This is a genomic window from Marinimicrobium sp. UBA4509, assembly GCF_002388575.1.
Lineage (GTDB): Bacteria > Pseudomonadota > Gammaproteobacteria > Pseudomonadales > Cellvibrionaceae > Marinimicrobium > Marinimicrobium koreense.
Map to the genome: position 1 here is coordinate 96,514 of NZ_DGMV01000060.1, position 22,286 is coordinate 118,799.

Below are 22,286 nucleotides of genomic sequence, written 5' to 3' on the forward strand. Positions count from 1 at the left end.
ACCTTCGGAGCGACCCGAAATTACCAAAACTTAAATATGCTCCACCTTGTCGATTTCGTACTCGACTTCACCGCCGGGGGTTTTCACCTCGACCACATCCCCCTCTTCCTTGCCGATCAAGGCCCGGGCGATGGGTGAATTGACGGAAATCTTGTTGGCTTTCACATCCGCCTCGTCATCGCCCACGATTCGATAGGTTACTTCCTGCTCGGTCTCGCAGTTGATGATGGTCACAGTCGTGCCGAAAATCACCTTGCCGCTGGGCGGAATCGTCTTGACGTCAATGACCTGGGCATTGGCCAACTTGCCTTCGATTTCCTGAATCCGGCCTTCGCAGAAGCTCTGCTGCTCCCGCGCGGCGTGGTACTCGGCGTTCTCTTTCAGGTCACCATGCTCGCGCGCCTCGGCAATCGCCTGGCTGATGCGCGGGCGCTGGACTTTCTTCAGGTCGTGTAACTCTTCGCGCAGAGCTTCTGCGCCTTCCACTGTCATGGGTACCTTGCTCATGCACCGATCCTCCCGTGCAGCTCCTGCAGGCGCCGCACTTGTGTAAATTGACCAAACCGCAGTGCCATACACACCGCCTCGCCAGCGGCCAGAGTGGTGGTGTAGTACACCCGATGATTTTCCGCACTGCGACGAATCGAGGCCGAGTCGCGGGTCGCCTGCCGCCCTTCAGTGGTGTTCACAATCAGGTTGATCTGACTGTTCTTGATCATGTCCACAATATGCGGGCGACCCTCGGCCACTTTGTTGACAACGTCCACTTCGAGCCCGGCCTCCTTTAATACCGCAGCCGTGCCACGAGTGGCCACCAGTTTGAAACCGAGACTGTTCAGCTCCTTACCGACCACGACCACACCGGGCTTGTCGACATCGCGTACGCTGATGAACGCCGTGCCCGTGGTGGGCAGCTTGCTGCCAGCGCCGAGCTGAGCCTTGGCAAAGGCCTCACCGAAGGTGTCACCCACCCCCATCACTTCACCGGTGGATTTCATTTCCGGCCCCAGGATCGGGTCTACCGCCGGGAATTTGTTGAACGGGAACACCGCTTCTTTCACGCTGTAGTAATCCGGCACGATTTCCTGGGTGAAACCCTGCTCTTTCAGGCTGATGCCAGCCTGACAGCGCGCCGCCACCTTGGCCAGGGACACGCCAATGCACTTGGACACAAACGGCACTGTGCGCGAGGCCCGCGGGTTCACCTCGATCACATAAATTTCGCCGTCCTGATAGGCCAACTGGGTGTTCATCAGACCCACGACACCCAGCTCCAACGCCATGGCCTTGATCTGCTCACGCATCAGGTTCTGTACGTCTTTCGGCAGCGAGTAAGGCGGCAAGGAGCAGGCCGAATCACCGGAGTGAACGCCACACTGCTCGATGTGCTGCATGATCCCGCCGATGACCACCTGCTCACCATCGCAGACCGCATCCACATCCACTTCAATCGCGGCACTCAGGAAGTGATCCAGCAGTACCGGCGCATCTTCGGAAACCTCTACCGCGGTATTCATGTAGCCGCGTAGCTCATCTTCCTTATAGACGATTTCCATCGCCCGTCCACCGAGCACGTAAGAGGGACGCACCACCAATGGGTAGCCCACTTCTTTGGCGGCCTGTAGCGCCTCTTCAAACGAACGCACAATGGCGTTGGGCGGCTGCTTGAGGCCCAGCTTGTTGATCATCTGCTGGAAGCGCTCACGGTCCTCGGCGCGGTCAATCGCATCCGGGGTGGTACCGATGATCGGCACACCTTCGGCTTCCAGGGCGCGGGCAAGTTTCAGCGGCGTCTGGCCACCGAACTGCACAATCACACCCTTGGGTTTTTCTTTGTGCACGATTTCCAGCACATCTTCCAGGGTCACCGGCTCGAAGAACAGGCGATCGGAGGTGTCATAATCGGTGGACACGGTTTCCGGGTTACAGTTGACCATGATGGTCTCGTAGCCCTCATCGCGCATGGCGAAGGCGGCATGCACACAGCAGTAATCGAATTCGATGCCCTGGCCGATACGGTTGGGGCCGCCACCGATCACCAGAATCTTGTCCTTGTCGCTCGGGTTGGCCTCGCACTCTTCTTCGTACGTGGAGTACATGTAAGCGGTGGAGGTGGCGAACTCGGCGGCACAGGTATCCACACGCTTGAACGCCGGGCGGATGTTCAACTGGTGACGATGCTGACGCACCGCCTGCTCGCTGGTGCCGAGCAGCTTGGCCAGTCGCTTGTCCGAGAACCCTTTGCGCTTGAGGCGGAACAGCAGCTCGGCGTTCAGGTCCTGTACGGTTTTACCGTCCAGCGCCTGTTCACTGTCGATCAGGTCTTTCACCTGGACCAGGAACCAGGGATCAATTTTCGACGCCTCGAAGGCTTCCTCGACACTCATTCCCAGACGGAAGGCATCGCCGAGATACCAGATGCGTTCGGCCCCGGGGGTGTTCAGCTCACGACGCAGACGCGCCGGGGTATCGTTATCCTTCAGGTCCACCTTGGATTCGAAGCCGGCCGAGCCCACTTCCAGACCGCGCAGGGCTTTCTGCAGGGATTCCTGGAAGGTCCGGCCAATGGCCATCACCTCCCCCACGGATTTCATCTGGGTAGTCAGACGGGCATCGGCGTCTCCGAACTTCTCAAAGGTAAAACGCGGAATTTTGGTGACCACGTAATCGATGGTCGGCTCGAACGAGGCCGGAGTAGCACCGCCGGTAATTTCATTCTGCAGTTCATCCAGGGTGTAACCCACCGCCAGCTTCGCCGCGATCTTGGCGATCGGAAAACCGGTCGCCTTGGAGGCCAGCGCGGAAGATCGGGATACCCGGGGGTTCATCTCGATCACCACCATCCGGCCATCGTCCGGATTGACCGCGAACTGCACATTGGAGCCGCCGGTTTCTACCCCGATCTCACGCAACACCGCCAGGGAGGCGTTACGCATGATCTGATATTCCTTGTCGGTCAGGGTCTGAGCCGGGGCCACGGTGATGGAGTCACCGGTGTGCACACCCATGGGGTCAAAGTTTTCGATGGAACAGACAATGATGCAGTTGTCGCTTTTGTCCCGAACCACCTCCATCTCGTACTCTTTCCAGCCGAGCAGGGATTCATCGATCAGCAGCTCATTGACCGGCGAGAGGTCCAGGCCGCGAGTACAGATTTCCTCAAACTCTTCCCAGTTGTACGCGATACCACCACCGGAGCCACCCATGGTGAAAGACGGACGGATGATGCAGGGGAAACCGAACTCTTTGGGCACTTCCAGGGCTTCATCCATGGAGTGGACGATCTTGGCGCGGGCGCACTCCAGACCGATGCGCTTCATGGCCTGATCAAACAGATCCCGGTCTTCCGCCATGTTGATGGCGTCTTCGTTGGCGCCGATCAGCTCGACGCCGTACTTTTCCAGCACGCCGTGCTTGGCCAGATCCAGGGCACAGTTGAGCGCGGTCTGGCCACCCATGGTGGGCAGCACCACATCCGGCTTTTCTTTCTCGATGATCTGTTCCACCGTGCGCCATTCGATGGGCTCGATGTAAGTGGCATCCGCCATGGCCGGGTCGGTCATGATGGTGGCCGGGTTGGAGTTCACCAGGATCACCCGGTAACCCTCTTCGCGCAGGGCCTTACAGGCCTGGGCGCCGGAGTAGTCAAACTCACAGGCCTGGCCGATGACGATCGGGCCCGCGCCCAGGATCAGAATGCTGTTGATGTCGGTACGTTTTGGCATGATCTTCTCGCTCTGCGAAATCGGTTGAAGGGTGACGTTGCGCGGAGGCCGCCCGCAGGCGGCAACCCATCAACGTTTCGCGTCTTTCATCAAATCAATAAAGTGGTCGAACAGGCCGTCGGCGTCGTGCGGACCGGGACTGGCTTCCGGATGCCCCTGAAAGCTGAAGGCGGGCTTGTCCGTGCGGTGAATGCCCTGTAGGGAGCCGTCGAACAGTGACCGGTGAGTGGCCTTCAGATTGTCCGGCAGGCTCGCCTCATCGGCGGCAAAACCGTGGTTCTGGGCAGTGATCATCACCCGTCCGGTCTCCAGGTCCTGCACCGGGTGGTTGCCGCCGTGGTGACCGAACTTCATCTTCAGGGTTTTGGCGCCAGAGGCCAGGGCCAGCAACTGGTGCCCCAGGCAGATACCAAAGACCGGCAGGCCGGTTTCAACAATCTCTTTAATCGCTTCGATGGCGTAGGTGCAGGGCTCCGGGTCGCCGGGGCCGTTGGCCAGGAAGACGCCGTCGGGGTTCATCGCCAGCACCTCGGCGGCGGGTGTTTCAGCCGGCACCACGGTGAGGTCACAGCCGCGATCCACCAGCATACGCAGAATATTGCGCTTGACCCCGTAATCATAGGCCACCACTTTATAGGGCCGTTCACCCTCGGGGACCTGATGCCCTTTGCCCAAGGACCAGGTGCCCTCGCTCCAGGTATAAGGTTCCTTCACGCTGACCACCTTGGCCAGATCCATACCTTTCAGGCCGGCAAACCCCTTGGCTTCCGCCAGCGCCTTGTCCTCGTCGATTTCGCCCGCCATGATGCAGCCGTTCTGGGCGCCCTTGTCGCGCAGCAGCCGGGTCAGGCGACGGGTATCGATATCGGCGATGCCGATGATGTTCTGGGCTTTCAGGTACTCGGGCAGGGACTGCTCGGAGCGGAAGTTGCTGGCCAGGAAGGGGAGATCCCGAATCACCAGACCGGCGGCCCAGCTTCGATCGCACTCGGCGTCCTCGGCATTGACGCCGGTGTTGCCGATATGGGGGTAGGTCAGCGTCACGATCTGACGGGCGTAGGAGGGATCGGTCAGAATTTCCTGATAGCCGGTCATGGAGGTATTGAACACCACCTCGCCCACCGACAGGCCCTCGGCACCAATGGCGGTACCGCGAAAAATACTGCCGTCTTCAAGTACAAGCACAGCGGGTGTGGATGCCCCAGTAGTCAAGTCAACCTCCTCAAGCATGATGGCGTGCCGTCATGTAACCGGACTTTTCACAGGCTCAGCGAGGCAGCCGCACGACCCGAGGGGTGCGAAGATCAGCGAATGCTAGACGGACTGCGCGCGAGTGAAAGCCCGGTCACGGGGTGCAAAAAAGCGAGATGAAACACCAGCCTCATCTCGCTTCATACAATCCTGCTGACCGGCATTTGGGCCAAGTGTAATTTCGCCGGCAATTTTACGCGAGGCGGCGGGTGCTGTCCAATGAAAATGTCCGATTCGCGCCTACGACCGCCCGTCACCCCGATACAACCTCCCGGCAGCTCTAAGCCACCAAAAGAAGATTAATGTGCCAGAATACTTGTCGGCGTGCACCTTGCTGGGGCACTATGGGCTCATTGTCAGCTCCGAGCCACGACGCACAATTGGCCAATACGAGACCGTCATGCTTTATCGGCTACGCAACGATTTTCATCTCTCGGTCATCACCCTGATGAACGCCTGTGCGATCGTTGGCATCACACCCTTTGCCATCTGGCGGTTTCTGCGCGGAGAGTACTGGATTGGCCTGATCGATCTGGGCATTCTCGGAGCCATTGTCGGCGCCACACTATACATACGCCTGGCGCACGCACAAAACGGCCTGCACCGGACTCTTTCTCGCCCTGTTGCCCTGCACCGGGGGCGCCATCGCCATATCCCTGACGGCCGGCGAAGTGGGGCTGTTCTGGCTGTACCCGGCATTGATCTGCAGCTTCATGCTCACCCGCCCGTTGATTGCCGCGCTTCTGCCTCTCGGAGCCCTGACATTGCTGATCCTCGAGGGCAGCGCCTTCAGCTCCAGTCAGCAGATGTGGTCCTTTTCGGTCACTTTGGTGGTGGTGTGCGCTTGCACCTATGTTTTTGCCCGTCGAAGCGAGCACCAGCACAACCGCCTGAAGCATCTGGCACTACTCGACCCGCTCACGGGGGCCAGCAACCGCCGTGCCCTGGATGAAGCGCTGGCCCGGGCCGCGTCCGAACACGAGCGCCAAGGCACCGAGTACGGTCTGGTGCTGGCCGATCTGGATCACTTCAAGCGGGTCAACGATACCCACGGTCACCACACCGGAGATCGCATTCTGGTGGATTTCGTCGGCGTCCTGGCCCTCAATACCCGGCGTTCGGACCAGCTGTTCCGCTTTGGTGGCGAAGAGTTTGTGATTCTGATGTCCGGGGCCACACCGAATGGGCTTCAAGCGGCCGTCGAGCATGTCCAGTCGGTGCTGCGCAAAACCCTCACCAGTCCATCCGGCCCCGTAACCGCCTCGTTTGGCACGGCCATTCTGCAGCGCGGAGAAAGCGTTGACCGTTGGTTTGAACGCGCCGACGAGGCGCTCTATCAGGCCAAAAAACAGGGGCGGGATTGCATTGTGGCAGGCGAGTCAAGTCCCACATCAGAACAAGCCCATACCGAAAATAAAACCTGACTTGACAGGGCAACGGGCAGGCCGGAAGATGCCGCGCTCCGTCTCTATTCCAAAGGAACTACCATGATTCTCGCCCTGACCGCCGTCGTTGTCGGCCTGATTATTCTGGTATGGAGCGCCGACCGGTTTGTGGATGGCGCGGTCTCCACCGCCAGCCACCTGGGAATGCCACCGCTGCTGATCGGCATGGTAATCATCGGCTTTGGCACCTCCGCTCCGGAAATGGTGGTCTCGGCGTTGGCGGCGAGTCAGGGTAGTCCGGGGCTTGCCCTGGGTAATGCCTACGGCTCCAACATCACCAATATCGCCCTGATTCTAGGCTTGACCGCGGTGATCAGCCCCATCGCTGTTCACTCCCAGATCCTGCGCAAAGAATTGCCCATCCTCACACTGATTACCGCTTTCAGCGCATGGTTGGTGTGGGATCTCCACATTGGTCGGCTGGATGCCAGCCTTCTACTGTTGGTATTTGCCGCCACCATGGGCTGGAGCATCTGGCAGGGTATGCGCGGCAAAGGCGATATGCTCGGTGGCGAAGTGGACGCGGAGCTTCAGGCTCACCCTATGCCCCTGCCCCGCTCGTTGATGTGGCTGTTTATAGGCCTGGTGTTGCTGGTGGCCAGCTCCCGCTTGCTGGTCTGGGGTGCCGTCGATATTGCCCAGGCATTGGGTGTGAGTGATGTGATCATCGGTTTGACGATTGTGGCCATCGGCACATCGCTGCCCGAGCTGGCCTCATCTCTGGTTGCGGTGCGCAAGGGCGAGCACGACCTGGCGCTGGGCAATGTGATTGGCTCCAACCTGTTCAACACTCTGGCGGTGGTGGGTATTGCTGGAGCCATTCATCCCATGGTGGTCGATCCGGAAGTGCTGAGCCGCGATGTCCTTGTCATGTCCGTTCTGACATTGTCCCTGTTCGTATTCGGCTATGGCTTCCGCCGTCAAGGACGTATCAATCGGATCGAAGGCGGGTTGCTGTTGCTTTGCTACGTGGGTTATACCGGCTACTTGGTTCAGACCATGTTCGCCAGTTGAAGCAGCAACCTGACCAGCAGCACCACGTTGGCCAGCAGAGCAATCAGATAAAAATAGCTGCGCGGGCTGGGATTGCGTTCGGTCGCCAGCCCGTAGTAGAGCACCATGTGGGCAATCCGCGCCAATGCGTAGACCCACACCGTCACGGCCAGCCAGGTTGAGCTCAGACCGACAAACAGAGCCAGAAATACCGTTCCGAAAAACAAGGGCAGGTTTTCCAGGGAATTCATGAAGGTGCGGTGGGCACGGAATACAAAAGACTGATGCGAGAGCGACTCATCGATTTTCCCCGGCACCGCGCCGGGCTGTCGTGCCTTGCTGTAGCTCGCCACCAACATCTGGACCAGCAGTGTGATCAACACCACCGCAAGTCCCGCATACGCCAACTGGTAATCTTCACCCATTACGCTATCCTCTGGTTAGTTTGATGGTAAGCTCAACACACAGGTATACAGTGGCTTCTCGGCACCTACTCCGGTGGTCCGGGTAGCTGCTCCACGTGAACGTGCATTCGCGTGGGGTACAGCGCCGGGCCGAACTGGCTGAAAATCGCCACATCCGCCGCATCCCGACCATAGGCCACCGTGACCCGACCACCCCGAGGCTCGCTCTGGGTCGGGTCAAAGGTGTACCAACGCCCGCCCACGTAGGCCTCGAACCAAGCGTGGAAATCCATGGGCTCGAGTTTATGCAGGTAACCCACCACCATGCGCGCCGGAATGCACAGGCCACGACACAGGGCGATGCCCAGGTGCGCGAAGTCCCGACACACCCCCTCGCTCATCTGGTTGAAGTCCGCAGCGGAGAGCTGAAAGTGCGGCGCGGCCTCGTTATAAATGAACTGGTCGCGAATCCACTGCTCGATACGCGCCACCTGATCGTACCCGGGAATCGCATCGCCAACGATCTCCCGCCCCATCAGGATGAACTGATCCGATTCGCAGTAGCGACTGGGCAATAAGTAGGTCAGCACTTCATTAGGCAGATTCTGCACTTCCACAAAGGGCGCGCCGGGGGCGACATCGATGGTGTCGTCGGCCAGAACGTCCGCCGAGGTACGAATGACAAATTTACCGGGCGGCGAAATCAGTCGCTGGCAGAGATTGCCGTAGGGGTCGGTGTATTCTTCCACCGGCACACTGGGAATCAGCGTGTAGGATTCGCGGGCGACCCACTGGCGTCGGCCGCTGCGCGGGCGCAGCATCAGGATAAACGGTGCGGGCTCACTTTCATCGAACTGGATTTCACAACCGGCTCGCAGCCACATGGGGGAACTCCCTGGTTTGAGGGTTTGGGGTCAACGTGCGGACATTGCACCCTCAGGGTGTCGTCCGGTAGTGACCATCCTCCCACTCTAACTCAATTTCCGCCAGTAGTGGCTTATGATCCGACAATCCGGACCAGGGTTTGCGGGGTAACACCACCGGCGCATGCCCTCGCGCGGAGCGCACATAGATTCGGTCCAGGCGCAGCACCGGCCAGGCGGCCGGGAAGGAGCGGGCCGGCCGACCGTACTCATGGGTGAACACCTCGCGCAGCCCGGCCTGCTCGGCCAGCAGGCGCTGCGCGCGGCCGCGCCAATCGTTGAAATCTCCCGCGACCACCACCGGCTCATCTTCCGGTATGCGGTTGACCAGTTCACACAGCCGACGCAACTGACGCTGGCGATGGTGCTCGCGAAGGTTCAGGTGCACACAGATGGCGTGCAAGGGTTTGGGCTCGGAAACCAGATCCAGCGTGCAGTGCAGAATGCCGCGCTGCTCGAACCGGTTCAGGGAAATATCGTGATTATCCCACTGGGTGATGGGGTACTTGCTGAGCAGCGCATTGCCGTGGTGCCCCTTGGGGTAGACGGCGTTGCGCCCGTAGGCGAAGTCCTGCCAGATGGTATCGGCCAGAAATTCGTACTGCGCCGCGTCGGGCCAGCGATGCCCCAGGCGGCGCGACCAGCCTTCATGGGCCCCGAGAACTTCCTGCAGAAAAACGATATCCGCGCCCACCGAGCGCACGGCCTCGCGCAGCTCCGGCAGAATGAACCGCCGGTTGAACAGGCTGAAGCCCTTGTGGGTGTTCATCGTCAGAATGCGCAGGGTGCAACTCATTGATGGGCCTCGTGCGCCGCGTCCATGATCGTAAGCTTAGTGCAGATCCAGCACGTCCTGCATGTCATACAGTCCGGGCTTTTGCTGCGCCAACCACAGTGCCGCGCGCACGGCGCCCCGGGCAAAGGACTGACGGCTGGAGGCCTTGTGGGTGATTTCCACGCGCTCGCCATCGGCCATGAACATCACGGTATGATCGCCCACCACGTCACCGCCGCGCACGGTGGCAAAGCCGATAGTATCGCGATCCCGGGCGCCGGTCTGGCCTTCGCGGCCGTACACGGCGGTTTTGTTCAGATCGCGCCCCAGGGCGTTGGCGACGACTTCGCCCATCCGCAGGGCCGTGCCCGAGGGCGCGTCGACTTTGTGGCGATGGTGCGCTTCGTAGATTTCCACATCGACATCGTCACCCATCACTCGGGCGGCCATATCGAGCAACTTCAGGCACAGGTTGACGCCGGTGCTGTAGTTGGCGGCGATGCACAGCGCCGTGCTTTTGGCCCGCGCTTCCAGTTCGGCTTTCTGCTCGTCGGTAAAACCGGTGGTGCCGATGACCAGACCTTTGCCATGTTCGGCGCAGAGTTTGGCGTTGTTCAAGGTGGCGGCAGGGGCGCTGAAGTCGATCAGAACGTCGAACTGGTCGATCACCGCCGCCAGATCGCCGCTGAGGGCTACGCCCAGCTTGCCGATGCCGGCCAACTCACCGGCGTCGGCGCCGATCAGGGTGCTTTCGGGGCGCTCGATGGCGGCGCTCAGCTGGGTGTCGTCATTGGCGCTGACGGCTTCGATCAGGGCTTTACCCATGCGGCCAGAAGCGCCGCTGATGGCGATTTTGATGGTCATGAATTTTCCTCGGGTGGTGGTTCCTGGGAGGTCCAGCTATCGTCGCCCTCTTCGAACAGATGGCCGAGCTTGCCTCGCTTGGTTTCCAGGTAGCGGGCGTTGTGGGGGTTGCGCCCGGTCTGGTGGGAAATGCGTTCCGCCACGGTGATGCCCATTTCCCGCAGGGCTTTGACCTTGCGCGGGTTGTTGGTCATCAGTTTGAGTGACTTGATGTCCAGGTGCTCCAGCATGGGCTTGAGGATGCTGTAGTCGCGCATATCGGCGCCAAAACCCAGGCGTTCGTTGGCTTCCACGGTATCGGCGCCGCAGTCCTGCAGGTGGTAGGCGCGGATTTTGTTGAGCAGGCCGATGCCGCGGCCTTCCTGGCGCAGGTAGAAAATCACTCCGCGCCCTTCCAGGGCGATTTTGTGCATGGCGGCCTGCAATTGAGGCCCACAGTCGCAACGCATGCTGAACAGCGCATCGCCGGTCAGGCACTCGGAGTGCACCCGGGCGAGTACCGGTTCGCCGTCACCTACATCGCCCATGGTGAGCACCAGGTGCTCCTTGTCCGCTCCATCGTCGGAGAAGCCGTGCATGGTGAACATGCCCCAGGGGGTCGGCAGTTTGGAAGATTCTACGAAGCGTATGGTCACGCAATTGCCTCTTGAGCGGGTGGGCTGACGCCCGCCATTCTATATAAAGTAAGCCACGGTCTGCAGGATGATCCAGGCATACACCGCCGCGAGCACATCATCGATCATGATGCCAAAGCCGCCGTGCACCCGGCGATCCAGCCAGTTGATGGGCCAGGGTTTGATCACATCAAAGATCCGGAACAGGACGAAGCCGAGCAGCATCCACAGCCAGCCGGCCGGCGCCAGGAACATGGTGAGCCAGTAGCCGACCATTTCATCCCAGACAATACCACCGTGGTCGTGCACCCCCAGCGCCTTGGAGCTGCGTTCGCACCAATAAACGCCCATGGCGAAGGTCACGATCAGCCACAGTGAATAGATGGGTACGGACAGGTCCTGAATCAACCAGAAGATGGGAATGGCCGCCACCGTGCCAAAAGTACCGGAGGCCGGACGCAGCAGGCCACTGCCAAAACCAAAGGCAAACAGGTGGTCCGGGTTGCGCAGGACGGTGGCGACGCTGGGGTATTCAGGCTTGGACATCAGAAATGGGTATAGCCGCTTTGTTGTGAATCGTAGGGTTCGCCGTGCAGCGTGCAGTGTACGCCGCTACCGGTTCCAAGGCGACCCACTACGGTGGCCTGAAGGGCACCGGTGCCGATCAGGGCGCCCAGTTCGGGCATCCGGCTCTCCGGTACCGTGAAGCACAGCTCGTAGTCATCGCCGCCGGTCAGCGCCCACTGGCGGGCCTGATCCAGACTGGTGGCATTTTGCAGCGCTGGCGAAAGGGGCAGTTCTTCGATAAAGAGCTCGGCGCTCAGGTCGCTGGCCGCGCAGATATGCCCCAGATCGGCCAGCAGGCCATCGGAGATATCCAGCGCGGCACTGGCGATACCCGCGAGTTGCGCGGCGGCTTCCAGCCGGGGCGTGGGCCGCCAATAGCGCTCCTGTAAGTAAGCGCTGACATCCTCACTGACCGCCTTTTCCAGACGCCCTTGCAGGCTCGCCAAGCCCGCGGCAGAGTCTCCCAGCGTGTGGGTGACCAGCACATAATCCCCGGCACTGGCGCCGTCCCGACGCAGGGCCAGCCCCGGCGCTACCGAGCCCATCACCTGAACGGTAATGGTCAGCGGCCCCTTGGTGGTATCGCCGCCGACCAGAGAAATACCATAAGCCTCGGCCACTTCGAACAGGCCGCGGCTGAAATCCCGCAGCCAGTCATCGGAGGCCTCGGGGAGGGTCAGCGCCAGGGTAAACCAGAGCGGCGTCGCCCCCATGGCGGCCAGGTCGCTGAGGTTGACCCGCAGGGCCCGCTGGGCGATTTCCTCCGCGGGCGCATCGTCCGGAAAGTGAACGCCGCTGACCAGGGTATCGACCGAGACCGCCAGCGCTTCTCCCGCCGGGGGTTGCAGCAAGGCGGCATCGTCGCCCACGCCCAACAGCACCGACGCCGGGGTGGACTCGGCGCTGTGTTGTTGGAAGTAGTGGCGGATCAGTTCGAATTCACCCATGGTTTGAGTCGGTTTGGAGTAAGGTTTAGTGGTGGTGAGTTATGGTGGATGCCCAGTTTGTTCGCTGCGCTCTGCCCCTACGGGAACGAACGTGCCAAGGTCATGGTAGGGTGGATAAGGGGCAAAGCCCCGTCATCCACCGATTCCCACCGCAATCAGGCGCGTTTTTCGATGGCCCGGATATCGTTGGCGGCCTTGTCGAGCACGCCGTTGATGAACTTGTGGCTCTCTGCCGCGCCGAACTTTTTCGCCAGGGATACCGCTTCGTTGATGACCACTTTATAGGGCACATCAATCCGGTATTTGAACTCGTAGCAGGCCAGGCGAAGCAGGGCCTGGGTGACCGGGTCCAGCTCGTCGGAGCTGCGCTCCTGCAGGTGCGGCGTAAATACCGCTTCCACTTCGCCCAGAAACTGCGGCACACCGTGCAGCAGCTCGTGGAAGTAGTCGACATCGACGTTGGTCATGTCGTTATCGGTGCGAAACTCCGCCTCGATGGCATTGAGGTTCGCGCCGGCCATCTGCCACTGATACAGACCCTGCATGGCGTAGTGGCGCGCTTTGCGGCGAGCGGCCGGTGTGGGGGCTTTGCTATCGGCCATGATCAGATTCTTCCCAGCAGTGAAACCATTTCCAGCGCGGTCGTGGCGGCTTCCACGCCCTTGTTGCCCGCTTTGGTACCGGAGCGCTCAATCGCCTGCTCGATGGTGTCGACAGTCAGCACCCCGAAGGTGATCGGCACATTGGCGTTCAGGGATACCTGAGCCAAACCTTTGGTGCATTCACCGGCGACGTAATCGAAGTGCGGCGTACCACCGCGAATGACCGCACCCAGGGCGATGATCGCGTCGAACTCACCCTTGGCGGCAATGCGCTGGGCGGCCAACGGGAACTCAAACGCGCCGGGGGCGTAGTAGATGGTGACCTGATCGTCCTTGATACCGTGGCGACGCAGGGTGTCCAGCGCGCCCTCTTTCAGGCTTTCGACCACAAAACTGTTCCAGCGGCTGACCAACAATGCGTAGCGGCCTTCGCTTGCGGCGAAATCGCCTTCAATAACCTTGATCTGACTCATAGAGGATTCTCTTTCTTCAATCGATTGATCGTGTTCCGGCCCGGCTGCCCTACTGGCTGCCCGGCTCGAGATGTTCAACAATTTCCAGGTCGAACCCGGACAGGGCGGTAAAGCGCATGGGCGCCGACATCAGGCGCATCTTGCGCACCCCCAGATCCCGCAGGATCTGGGAGCCGGTACCCACCTGTTTGTACACCTGATCCGGGCTGCGCACCGGCTGTTTACCGGAGAGCATCCAGTCGATGCTCTCTTCTACCTGGGCGGTGCTTTCGTCGTGACAGATCAGCACCAGCACCCCCTGCCCGGCCTCGCTGATGGTTTTCAGCGCATCGCGGTAATTCCAGGAGTGCTTGCCGGCATCGCCGGGGCGCTTGAGACCAATCAGGTCCTTCGCCACGTCCATGACATGAACCCGCACCAAGGTGGGCTCCGCCGGATCGACATGCCCTTTGAGCATGACAAAATGCAGGTCACCCCGGGCCAGATCGCGATAGGTGCGCAGCTCAAAGGGGCCGTACTCGGTGTCCACCTGGCGACGGTTGATGCACTCGACGGTTTTTTCCTTTACCGAGCGGTAGTGAATCAGGTCCGCTATGGTACCGATTTTCAGGTTGTGTGTCTGGGCAAAGGCTTCCAGGTCCGGGCGGCGGGCCATGGAGCCATCGGCATTCATGATCTCGACAATCACCGCCGCCGGCTCAAATCCCGCCAGGCGGGCCAGATCGCAGCCGGCTTCGGTGTGCCCGGCGCGGCTCATCACGCCACCGGGCTGGGCCATGATCGGAAAGATATGCCCGGGTTGAACAATATCCCGGGGCTTGGCGTCGGCACTGACCGCCACCCGCACGGTGCGCGCCCGGTCCGCCGCCGAAATGCCGGTCGTGACCCCCTCCGCCGCCTCGATGGAGACGGTGAAGTTGGTGGAATAGCGGGCCTGATTATCCGAAACCATCAGGGGCAGGCCCAGTTGCTGGCAGCGCTCCGGAGTCAGGGTCAGGCAGATCAGGCCCCGGGCGTGGGTGGACATGAAGTTGATGTCCTCCGCCCGCACCTGATCGGCCACCATGATCAGGTCGCCTTCATTCTCGCGATCTTCGTCATCCATCAGGATGATCATCTTGCCGTGACGCAGGTCGTCAATCAGTTCTTCCGGCGTGTTCAGTTCCATAATGACCTTCGTTAAAAGAGGTGCCTTCAATCAGTAGCCGGGCCAATGGCCCGGCGTCTGCCATTCAACGGCCGGTGAAGCCGTGCTCGGCGAGAAAATCCAGGGTGACACCGCCGCTCGTGTCGGCGGCCTTCTCTCCCAATAATAGCCGTTCCAGGTAGCGTGCCAGCACATCCACCTCCAGGTTGACCCGGGTGCCGGGCTGGTAGCTGTCCATGATGGTCCACTTTAGGGTGTGCGGGACAATATTCAACTCGAACTCCGCCCCCTCGACCTTGTTCACCGTGAGACTGGTGCCGTCCACAGTGATTGAGCCCTTATGGGCAATGTATTTGGCCAGGTTGTCCGGCGCCTTGATGCGAAAGCGCTCGGAGCGGGCATCCCCGTGGCGTTCGACCACCTCCCCGACCCCATCGACGTGGCCGCTGACGATGTGCCCACCCAGGCGCGTGGTGGGCGTCAGGGCCTTCTCCAGATTCACCGGTTGGCCGGTGGCCCACTGGCCAATGGTGGTGTATGCCAGGGTTTCCCCGGACACATCGGCCCAGTAGCCGCTGCCCGGCAGGTCCACCACGGTCAGGCAGACGCCGTTGGTGGCAATGGAGTCGCCCAACTGGACGTCCGCCAAAGGCAGATCGCCGGTTTCGATCAACAGGCGCAGATCGCCGCCTTTGGGTTCGAGGCGGGCGACGCGGCCTTTGGCTTCGATAATTCCCGTAAACATAGTTTGCTTCTCAATACGTAGGTCGGATTAGCGCATAGCGCGTAATCCGACAAAGGTGCGTCAGAGCGTCAATAGTCGGATTACGCACTGCGTGCTAATCCGACCTACGCAAACTCTGGACTGGGCTCTGCCTATCAACCCTCCGGATCCGGGCTGGCGGTAATGCGCCAATCGTGGCCCACGGCCCGGATGTCGTGAATTTTCAGCGGCAACTGGGCCGCCATGGAATCCAATGGCAACTGGAACAAGGGTCGGGCGTTGCTGCCGAGCAGCTTGGGTGCCATATAGACGATCATCTCATCGAGCAGCCCCTGCCCCAGAAACGCACCCGCCAGGGTCGCCCCGGACTCCACCAATACTTCGTTGTACTCCCGCCGGGCCAGCTCGCGCAGGAGCGCGGTCAGGTCAATGCGTCCGTCACGGCCCGCCAGCTCGAGGGTTTCCACCTGCGCCGGCCAGCCGGTATCGGCGACGTCACCACCATGAACCAGCAGTACCGGCCCCGGATGCTGAAGCAGCGGGGCATCGGGGGTCATTCGGCCCCGGGAGTCGAGGACCACCCGCAGCGGTTGGCGCTCGGCAATCGCCGCCGCGTCATCCAGTTTCAATTCGTCCGCACGCACGGTCAGTGCGGCCTGGTCTATCAGCACGGTATCGATACCACTGATGATCACGCAACTGCGGGCGCGCAGGCGCTGCACGTCTTCCCGGGCCCGGCGGCCGGTCACCCACTTGCTTTCGCCACTGGCCATGGCGGTGCGACCATCCAGGCTCATGGCCAATTTGCAGCGCACCCAGGGCAGACCGCGCTCCATGCGCTTGATAAAGCCCGGATTCAGCGCCCGGATCTCCTCTTCCAGCAGCGGACCGTCCACCTCAACACCGGCGGCACGCAGCCGCTCCAGTCCCTCTCCGGCGACTTTCGGGTTGGGGTCCTCCATCCCGAAAACCACCCGGGTAATACCCGCATCGATCAGCGCCTGACTGCAGGGGCCGGTGCGACCGGTATGATTGCAAGGCTCCAGGGTGACATAAGCCGTTGCCCCCTGCGCCCGTGCACCGGCGTCCGCCAGGGCATTGACTTCGGCGTGGGCCTCGCCCGCCCGCCGGTGCCAACCCTCGGCGATTGGTTCACCCTTGAGGGCGATCACGCAGCCCACCCGTGGATTGGGCGTGGTGGTGTACAGGCCGCGCTCAGCCAAACGCAGGGCGCGCGCCATCATCTGGCTGTCGAGGTCCGATAGGGGCATGCGGTTAAACTTTGTCTTGAGGTTCGTGGGCCTTTGGCTCCTGGAACTCAGGCTCGTGACGCTCCAGGCGATCGATCTCCTCGCGGAATTCGTTGAGGTCCTTGAAGCGACGGTATACGGAGGCGAAGCGCACATAGGCCACTTCGTCGAGCTTACGCAGCTCTTCCATGACTTTTTCCCCCACCTTCAGCGAGGGAACTTCGCGCTCGCCGGTGGCCTGGAGAAAGTGCTTGATCTGGTTGATGGCCGACTCGATCGATTCGATGCTCACCGGGCGCTTCTCCAGTGCCCGCAGCAGGCCGGCCCGAAGTTTGGCTTCATCAAAAGGCTCACGGGTACCGTCCTGCTTGATGATGCGGGGCATCACCAGCTCGGCCACCTCGTAGGTAGTAAACCGCTCATTGCAGGACAGGCATTGCCGGCGCCGACGAACCTGATCGCCTTCGGCCACCAGGCGGGAATCGACAACTTTGGTATCTTCAGCGCCGCAGAAAGGACAGTGCATGGCACGGGGCCTCGTGGATTCTCAAACTGCGCGCATCTTAGCACAGTTTGCCACTAACGCCCCAGAATTGGTCGTGTAGGAGCGGCCTAGCTCAGCGCGGCTCGGGGATGGTTTCGCCGGCCTCGGCCAGCTCTTCCTCAATAAAGGTCAGCGCCTCGTCAATCAGCAGCAGCATGGCCGCCTTGGCCCGCTCCGGGTTGCGGTTGCGGATAGCGTTATAGACCTTCGCATGGTCATCGATGATCGCGTCCTGGTCGCCCTTGATCACGTTGGTGTGGCGAATACTGACGTTCAGCGCGGTCTGAATGAAGTCACGCAGGCGAATGTAGAAGCGGTTCTTGCTCGCGAACAGGATACTGACGTGAAAATTGATGTCCGCCTGAAGCCCCTCTTCCGGCTTGGTCTTGGCATCGCGCATCCCTTCGAGCGCCTCGCCGATCGCATCAATGGCCGCATCGTCGGCAAACCGGGCCGCCAGCGACGCCGCTTCCGGCTCGATGGCAATGCGCATCTGCAGAAACTCACGCAGCACCCGCAGCGAGGGGTTACCTTCCAAAGACCAGCGCAGCAGGTCCGAATCAAAGATGTTCCACTCCTGCTCGGGCAGAATCCGTATGCCCTGTCGGGGGCGGCTGGAGATCAACCCCTTGGCCGAGAGCATTTTGACCGCCTCGCGCACCGCCGTGCGGCTCACGCCAAACTGTTCACACAGCTCCGCCTCGGTCGGCAGGCTTTCATCCTTGGGGTAAACACCGCACACGATAGCCTTGCCCAGCTCCTGCGTCATACGCTGGGAAAGGTTGAAGTTGCGTTCAAATACGGCCATAGCAGGGATCCATGTTATTAAGGTTTGACGTTAAGCCTGCAAAGGTAGCGTGTTAGTCAACAAAGTTCAATAAAGGGATTATCAGATAATACTACATTATGAAAGATTTTTCTTCCATAAAAAAAGCCTCTGGACCTTTCGGTACAGAGGCGAGGGAGACCTCGATATCAACCAACATCGAGTGAGAGACACGAAACCACTGAACTGCCTGTCAACTTCAGCGATTCCCAAGCCTTAAGGAGAATCCAAATGAACCCCGGTAATGTCGTTGGAGGAGAGATTACCGTCACTCCGGCAAACGGGCCCAATTTCCCGCTCGCCTTTGGATAGTTGGTATTATAGTATAATATAAAAGAAGTGCAACCCCTTGGTAGGTCGGATTAGGCCAAAGGCCGTAATCCGACAATGAGCTGCAAACCTTGAGAGTCTGTCGAATTACGGCCTTTGGCCTAATCCGACCTACGGGAGGGCTTGGCACCGCTGCGCGGTGCCGTCAGTGAATCAGTTCGCCGCACGCAGATGGAAGCGCTGGCAGCGGTTTTCCAGGTCGGGGCCGAGGGCCAGATTGGTACCATCGGCCAGGCCGCAGTTGGCCACATCCACCACCTCAGTGGTATAGCGGTTCACCAGGCTGACTGCACCACCCTCGAGGAACTTGATGCCCCACTGGCTGGTTTTGGAGCCGCACTCATCCACTTCCAGATTGGCACCGGGAACGACCGCTTCGTCAGTCACCGCCAGACACTGATCATCGGCACTGCTCGGGCTCAGCTCAAAGTAACCGGAATCGGTGGGCTTGAACCGCCACTTCTGGTGGTCGCCATAGGTCCAGGCGTGCTGCTCGACGTTGGCATCATCGCCGGCGACGCTGACCACACGACCGCTCTGCTCACTGATGATGGCCACTTCATTCATCGGTTGCAGGCGCCACTGCTTGCATACGCTGTCTTCACTCTGCTGCAGAACCGACTGATTTTCATTGGCCGAACAACCGGCGACCGCCAGCGGCTTGCCAGTAGCCCGGTTGGTGATCACGCTGTGGCCACCATCACCCGTCTCAAGGCTCCATTCCTGGCAGGCGTTGTTGCGCCAGGCGGCCTGCTGTACCCGAGCATTGTCGCCGGTGCTGCAGTTTTCCACTTCCAGAAACTTGCTGTCGTGGTTGTTGGCGATACGGAAATAACCATCGGTGACCGGGTCAATGACCCACTGACCGTTGTTGGGGTTACAGGCCGCCTGGCGGGTGCGGTTGTCTTCCGGTGCGGTGGCGATATCCAGGCACAGGTCGGTGGTGGCATTCACGATCTGGAAGTGCTGCCCCTGAATACGGGTTACCAGCGGACCATTTTCACCCGAGGGGCGCTGTACCGGCTGACCTTCGGGAATGGGCTCTCCAAAATTCGGGGTGCCATCCTCGTTCCAGGTGAACTTCTGGGCGCGCAGGGAGCGAGTGGAGCTGCAACCGTGCTCAACGGAGGAATTACCGTGATACACCAGCCAGTCTTCGGTGCCGTCCGGCGAGGGGAAGAAGCCGTTGTGACCGGGGCCGTAGACGCCATTGCCGCGCTGGAACACTGGCTCCGGATACTGCTTCCAGTGATCCGCGTTGAGGGGGTTATCGCCCACCAACTCGAGCATACCCAGCTTGTAGTCCGGGGTATTGCAGTAGCTGGCAGAATAGATCATGAAGGTACGGCCATTGCGCTGAAGAATCTGCGCCGCCTCGGTCACCTTACGGCCGCTGATTTCCCAGTCCAGCTCGGGGCGGGTAATAACGGTCTTGGGGGAACCTTCCTTCAGGGTCCAGGGGTTTTCCATTTCGGTGATCAGGTTCAACTGTTCGTCACCGTGCCACTGGGAGTACAGCAGGTACAGTTTGCCGTCTTGCTTGAGGTAGGTACCATCGATGTTCCACTGGTCAGGCATGATCGGCGCCTTGTACTCGTAGGGGCCCATGGGGTCGTCTCCCACACTCTCAAGCACGTTCAGGTGCTGGTGATCCAGAGTGCCGTCCTGACCAGCGGTGTACATGACGTACCAGCGATAGCCGTTGGGGCCCTTCAGACGGTGAAACTCAAACGCCCAGAAGTTGGCGTTGCGTTTCGGGTCGGTATCGGACCAGATGTTGACCGGGGTTGCATCCGCCAGGCCCGCCAGGGTCGGAGACTTGCGCATCACCAGCTCAGCGGTCCAGGTGGTGGTGGTCAGGTAGTAGTTACCGTCCCAGTATTCCAGCCAGGGGTCCGCGCCATTGGGGAACAGCGGGTTGGTAAAGGTCCCATCGCGCTCGGCGGTGGAGGATGAATTGGAGTCGCCCTGAGTGGCGCAGCCGGCCAGGGTGGCCAGTGCCAGAGCGATCAGAGCCATCGATCGGCTCCAACCAGTAATAACGTGTTTCATTGTGCACCTCTTATTTGACGGACCGGTATTAGTGACGGGGTACACTAGCGCCGGCTCTCTCCTGCCAACCCGGCCCGGCAGTGCCGGGCGGGATGAAGCACACAGTTTATACTATAATAATTTATACTACCAATAGCGGAAAAACCTACTCGAAAACCGCCACGAACCCACCGGCGGGTGCCAGGGTCAGCTCAAGCGGGCCGGCTTCCACGGCGCGTTGCTCAAAGGATCGGGGCTCGTTCCCGTCCGTGATCAGGGTGCCTTCCGCACCGCCAATAAAGGACAGGTCCAATTCCAGAGACTTCGGCTCGCTATCGCCGTTGAGACCGGCAATATACCAGCGCTCGCCAGAGCGCCGGGCAAAAACCGCATGCTTACCCGGATAGCCCGTCAGCAGGCGGGACTCGTCCCACACTACGGGAAGATCACGCAAAAACGCCCTGACATACTCGGGCACCTTCGCCATGCCGTCCGGCGTCTCCACGATGTGCGTCTGCCCGGACACGAAGACCACCGGCATCGCCAATTGCATGCCGTTTCGGCTCTTGCGGGTCACCTTTGGATTGTGCAGATGATTGAAGGCCGTGGGCGTATAGTCCATGGGGTCAAACACGTTGCGGGCAAAGGGCAGCATGGCCGCGTGGCTGGGTTCTTTATCGGCGGTTTCCTGAAAGAACGTCACCATCTCCATGCCGTGTACCGACTCCATGGTCATCATGTTCGGGAAAGTCCGCTGAATGCCGCGCGGCAGGGTGGAGCCGTGATGGTTGACCATCAGCTCGAAGTCGGCGGCATCCTTCAGCATGTCCCGATAGTAGGCCATGGCGGACTGTCCGTCGCCGGGGAAGAAGTCCACTTTGACACCACGCACACCCATTGCCTGCAGACGGGCGAACTCCGCGCGCCGGGATTCCCGGGTCAACAGCTTGTCTCGCGGGGTATAGGGCGCGGTATTCCAGTCTCCAGCGGAGTTGTACCAGAGAATCAACCCCACCTCTTTGGACGCGGCATAGTCCACCAGCTCCTGCATGCGCTCGTAGCCGATGTTCTGGTCCCAGTTCACATCCACGAGGGTGTATTCCCAGTCCATGTCAGCCGCGTAGTCGATGTACCACTTCTGAATGTCGTAGGTGATCGATTCATCCTTGAGCAGCCCCCAGCTCCAACTGGCCATCCCCGGCTCAACAAAGTCGGCGTCTGCAATCACCGAGGGTTCCGCCAGATCGGTGCCCATGGTGGAGGCGGTAATATCGGCCAGGCTACCGACCGTAATGGTGCGCCAGGGCGAGTGAAAGGCGCCGGTGTCATGGGCGAGTCGCTCGCCCCCGCTGAACACCTCCCCTTCCATCGGCAGGCCAATTCGGTATTCCCCTTCCGGTGACTCTGGCTGAAGGCGGGAGGCGTGAAAATTGCCCTGCATCCCGACTTCACTCAGCAACACCCAGTCGCCATTGCTGTGAAACAGGGCGGGGAAAACCCAGCCGGCTTCCGTGGGAGACTCGGTGCCTACCGGTATTTCCATTTCGTAATGTTCTTCGTACGCCGGGTTGGTGCCTTCGAAGCCGGTGTTGACCACCTGCATGCGCTGCATCCAGGCTTTGGCCGACGCAGGAAAATCGAACGAGGTGATTTCCCGCTCAAAACGCTTGGCGCCCTCACCGGGAAATTCGTAGCGAAAGGCCACGCCGTCATCGGAGGCGCGCAGACGAATCACCAGGGGCTCACCCTCGGCGTTGGCAAAACGCAGCGTCTGCTCGTTGGCCTGATAGTGAATGTCGAGCTGTTTGCCCTGGTGCATTTCATAGTGGTCTTCCACCAGTGCCGGCTCGT

Annotated in this window: 21 protein-coding genes; 2 read left to right on the forward strand and 19 right to left on the reverse strand. The window is 60.5% G+C overall.

The genetic code is table 11. From position 1 onward, the window contains the following. Positions 1 to 30: 30 nt before the first annotated feature. From greA to carA, 3 genes are all read right to left on the reverse strand, one after another. Positions 31 to 507, reverse strand: coding sequence for a transcription elongation factor GreA (gene greA / locus B3520_RS11760; RefSeq protein WP_286806542.1), 477 nt, complete (start codon positions 505 to 507; stop codon positions 31 to 33). After that, entirely contained in the window at positions 504 to 3,725 is a 3,222-nt protein-coding gene (gene carB / locus B3520_RS11765) for a carbamoyl-phosphate synthase large subunit (protein WP_286876107.1), read from the reverse strand. The genes greA and carB overlap by 4 nt, the downstream gene beginning before the upstream one ends. 69 nt (positions 3,726 to 3,794) lie before the next feature. Beyond that, positions 3,795 to 4,955, reverse strand: a complete 1,161-nt coding sequence (gene carA / locus B3520_RS11770; RefSeq protein WP_286876108.1) for a glutamine-hydrolyzing carbamoyl-phosphate synthase small subunit — start codon at positions 4,953 to 4,955, stop codon at positions 3,795 to 3,797. Positions 4,956 to 5,527: 572 nt separating this feature from the next. Between carA and B3520_RS11775 the strand changes: the two genes are divergently transcribed. Continuing rightward, the gene (locus B3520_RS11775) at positions 5,528 to 6,400 is read left to right on the forward strand and encodes a GGDEF domain-containing protein (protein ID WP_286806536.1); all 873 of its coding nucleotides are present in this window, start codon (positions 5,528 to 5,530) and stop codon (positions 6,398 to 6,400) included. A 63-nt stretch (positions 6,401 to 6,463) separates the two neighbouring features. Continuing rightward, entirely contained in the window at positions 6,464 to 7,435 is a 972-nt protein-coding gene (locus B3520_RS11780) for a calcium/sodium antiporter (RefSeq protein ID WP_286806534.1), read from the forward strand. On the opposite strand, the gene B3520_RS11785 is transcribed toward B3520_RS11780, so the two are convergent. The 16 genes from B3520_RS11785 to B3520_RS11860 form a co-directional block, all read right to left on the reverse strand. Beyond that, positions 7,414 to 7,839: an MAPEG family protein gene (locus B3520_RS11785; protein WP_286806533.1), complete on the reverse strand. Its 426-nt coding sequence runs from the start codon at positions 7,837 to 7,839 to the stop codon at positions 7,414 to 7,416. The two genes, B3520_RS11780 and B3520_RS11785, sit on opposite strands and share 22 nt — an antisense overlap. A gap of 65 nt (positions 7,840 to 7,904) precedes the next feature. Then, complete coding sequence (locus B3520_RS11790) at positions 7,905 to 8,702, reverse strand: transglutaminase family protein (protein WP_286806531.1); 798 nt, start codon at positions 8,700 to 8,702, stop codon at positions 7,905 to 7,907. A 52-nt stretch (positions 8,703 to 8,754) separates the two neighbouring features. Next, positions 8,755 to 9,537: an endonuclease/exonuclease/phosphatase family protein gene (locus B3520_RS11795; RefSeq protein WP_286876110.1), complete on the reverse strand. Its 783-nt coding sequence runs from the start codon at positions 9,535 to 9,537 to the stop codon at positions 8,755 to 8,757. Between the two features lie 36 nt (positions 9,538 to 9,573). After that, positions 9,574 to 10,380 (reverse strand): 4-hydroxy-tetrahydrodipicolinate reductase, encoded by an 807-nt coding sequence (gene dapB, locus B3520_RS11800; protein WP_286876112.1) that lies wholly within the window; start codon positions 10,378 to 10,380, stop codon positions 9,574 to 9,576. Next, a complete protein-coding gene (gene ribA / locus B3520_RS11805) occupies positions 10,377 to 11,015 on the reverse strand; it encodes a GTP cyclohydrolase II (RefSeq protein ID WP_286806024.1) in 639 nt (212 codons plus the stop codon). Before ribA ends, dapB begins: the two co-directional genes overlap by 4 nt. Before the next feature lie 39 nt (positions 11,016 to 11,054). Next, a complete protein-coding gene (locus B3520_RS11810; RefSeq protein WP_286806026.1) occupies positions 11,055 to 11,540 on the reverse strand; it encodes a phosphatidylglycerophosphatase A family protein in 486 nt (161 codons plus the stop codon). After that, positions 11,540 to 12,508: a thiamine-phosphate kinase gene (gene thiL / locus B3520_RS11815; RefSeq protein ID WP_286806027.1), complete on the reverse strand. Its 969-nt coding sequence runs from the start codon at positions 12,506 to 12,508 to the stop codon at positions 11,540 to 11,542. The genes B3520_RS11810 and thiL overlap by 1 nt, the downstream gene beginning before the upstream one ends. 155 nt (positions 12,509 to 12,663) lie before the next feature. After that, positions 12,664 to 13,110 (reverse strand): transcription antitermination factor NusB, encoded by a 447-nt coding sequence (gene nusB / locus B3520_RS11820; protein ID WP_024462396.1) that lies wholly within the window; start codon positions 13,108 to 13,110, stop codon positions 12,664 to 12,666. 2 nt (positions 13,111 to 13,112) lie between these two features. Beyond that, positions 13,113 to 13,583, reverse strand: coding sequence for a 6,7-dimethyl-8-ribityllumazine synthase (ribE, locus tag B3520_RS11825; RefSeq protein ID WP_024462395.1), 471 nt, complete (start codon positions 13,581 to 13,583; stop codon positions 13,113 to 13,115). A gap of 49 nt (positions 13,584 to 13,632) precedes the next feature. Next, complete coding sequence (ribBA, locus tag B3520_RS11830; RefSeq protein WP_286806029.1) at positions 13,633 to 14,751, reverse strand: bifunctional 3,4-dihydroxy-2-butanone-4-phosphate synthase/GTP cyclohydrolase II; 1,119 nt, start codon at positions 14,749 to 14,751, stop codon at positions 13,633 to 13,635. A 64-nt stretch (positions 14,752 to 14,815) separates the two neighbouring features. Next, positions 14,816 to 15,475, reverse strand: a complete 660-nt coding sequence (locus B3520_RS11835; protein ID WP_286806031.1) for a riboflavin synthase — start codon at positions 15,473 to 15,475, stop codon at positions 14,816 to 14,818. A gap of 134 nt (positions 15,476 to 15,609) precedes the next feature. Then, complete coding sequence (gene ribD / locus B3520_RS11840) at positions 15,610 to 16,725, reverse strand: bifunctional diaminohydroxyphosphoribosylaminopyrimidine deaminase/5-amino-6-(5-phosphoribosylamino)uracil reductase RibD (RefSeq protein WP_286806032.1); 1,116 nt, start codon at positions 16,723 to 16,725, stop codon at positions 15,610 to 15,612. 4 nt (positions 16,726 to 16,729) lie between these two features. Beyond that, entirely contained in the window at positions 16,730 to 17,230 is a 501-nt protein-coding gene (gene nrdR, locus B3520_RS11845) for a transcriptional regulator NrdR (protein ID WP_024462391.1), read from the reverse strand. 91 nt (positions 17,231 to 17,321) lie between these two features. Next, a complete protein-coding gene (locus tag B3520_RS11850; RefSeq protein ID WP_286806033.1) occupies positions 17,322 to 18,056 on the reverse strand; it encodes a FadR/GntR family transcriptional regulator in 735 nt (244 codons plus the stop codon). A gap of 501 nt (positions 18,057 to 18,557) precedes the next feature. Continuing rightward, on the reverse strand, positions 18,558 to 20,423 hold the full coding sequence (locus B3520_RS11855) for an RICIN domain-containing protein (protein WP_286806035.1): 1,866 nt from the start codon (positions 20,421 to 20,423) through the stop codon (positions 18,558 to 18,560). Between the two features lie 178 nt (positions 20,424 to 20,601). Further along, a partial coding sequence (locus B3520_RS11860) for a glycoside hydrolase family 97 protein (protein ID WP_286876114.1) occupies positions 20,602 to 22,286 on the reverse strand: 1,685 nt, incomplete at its 5' end.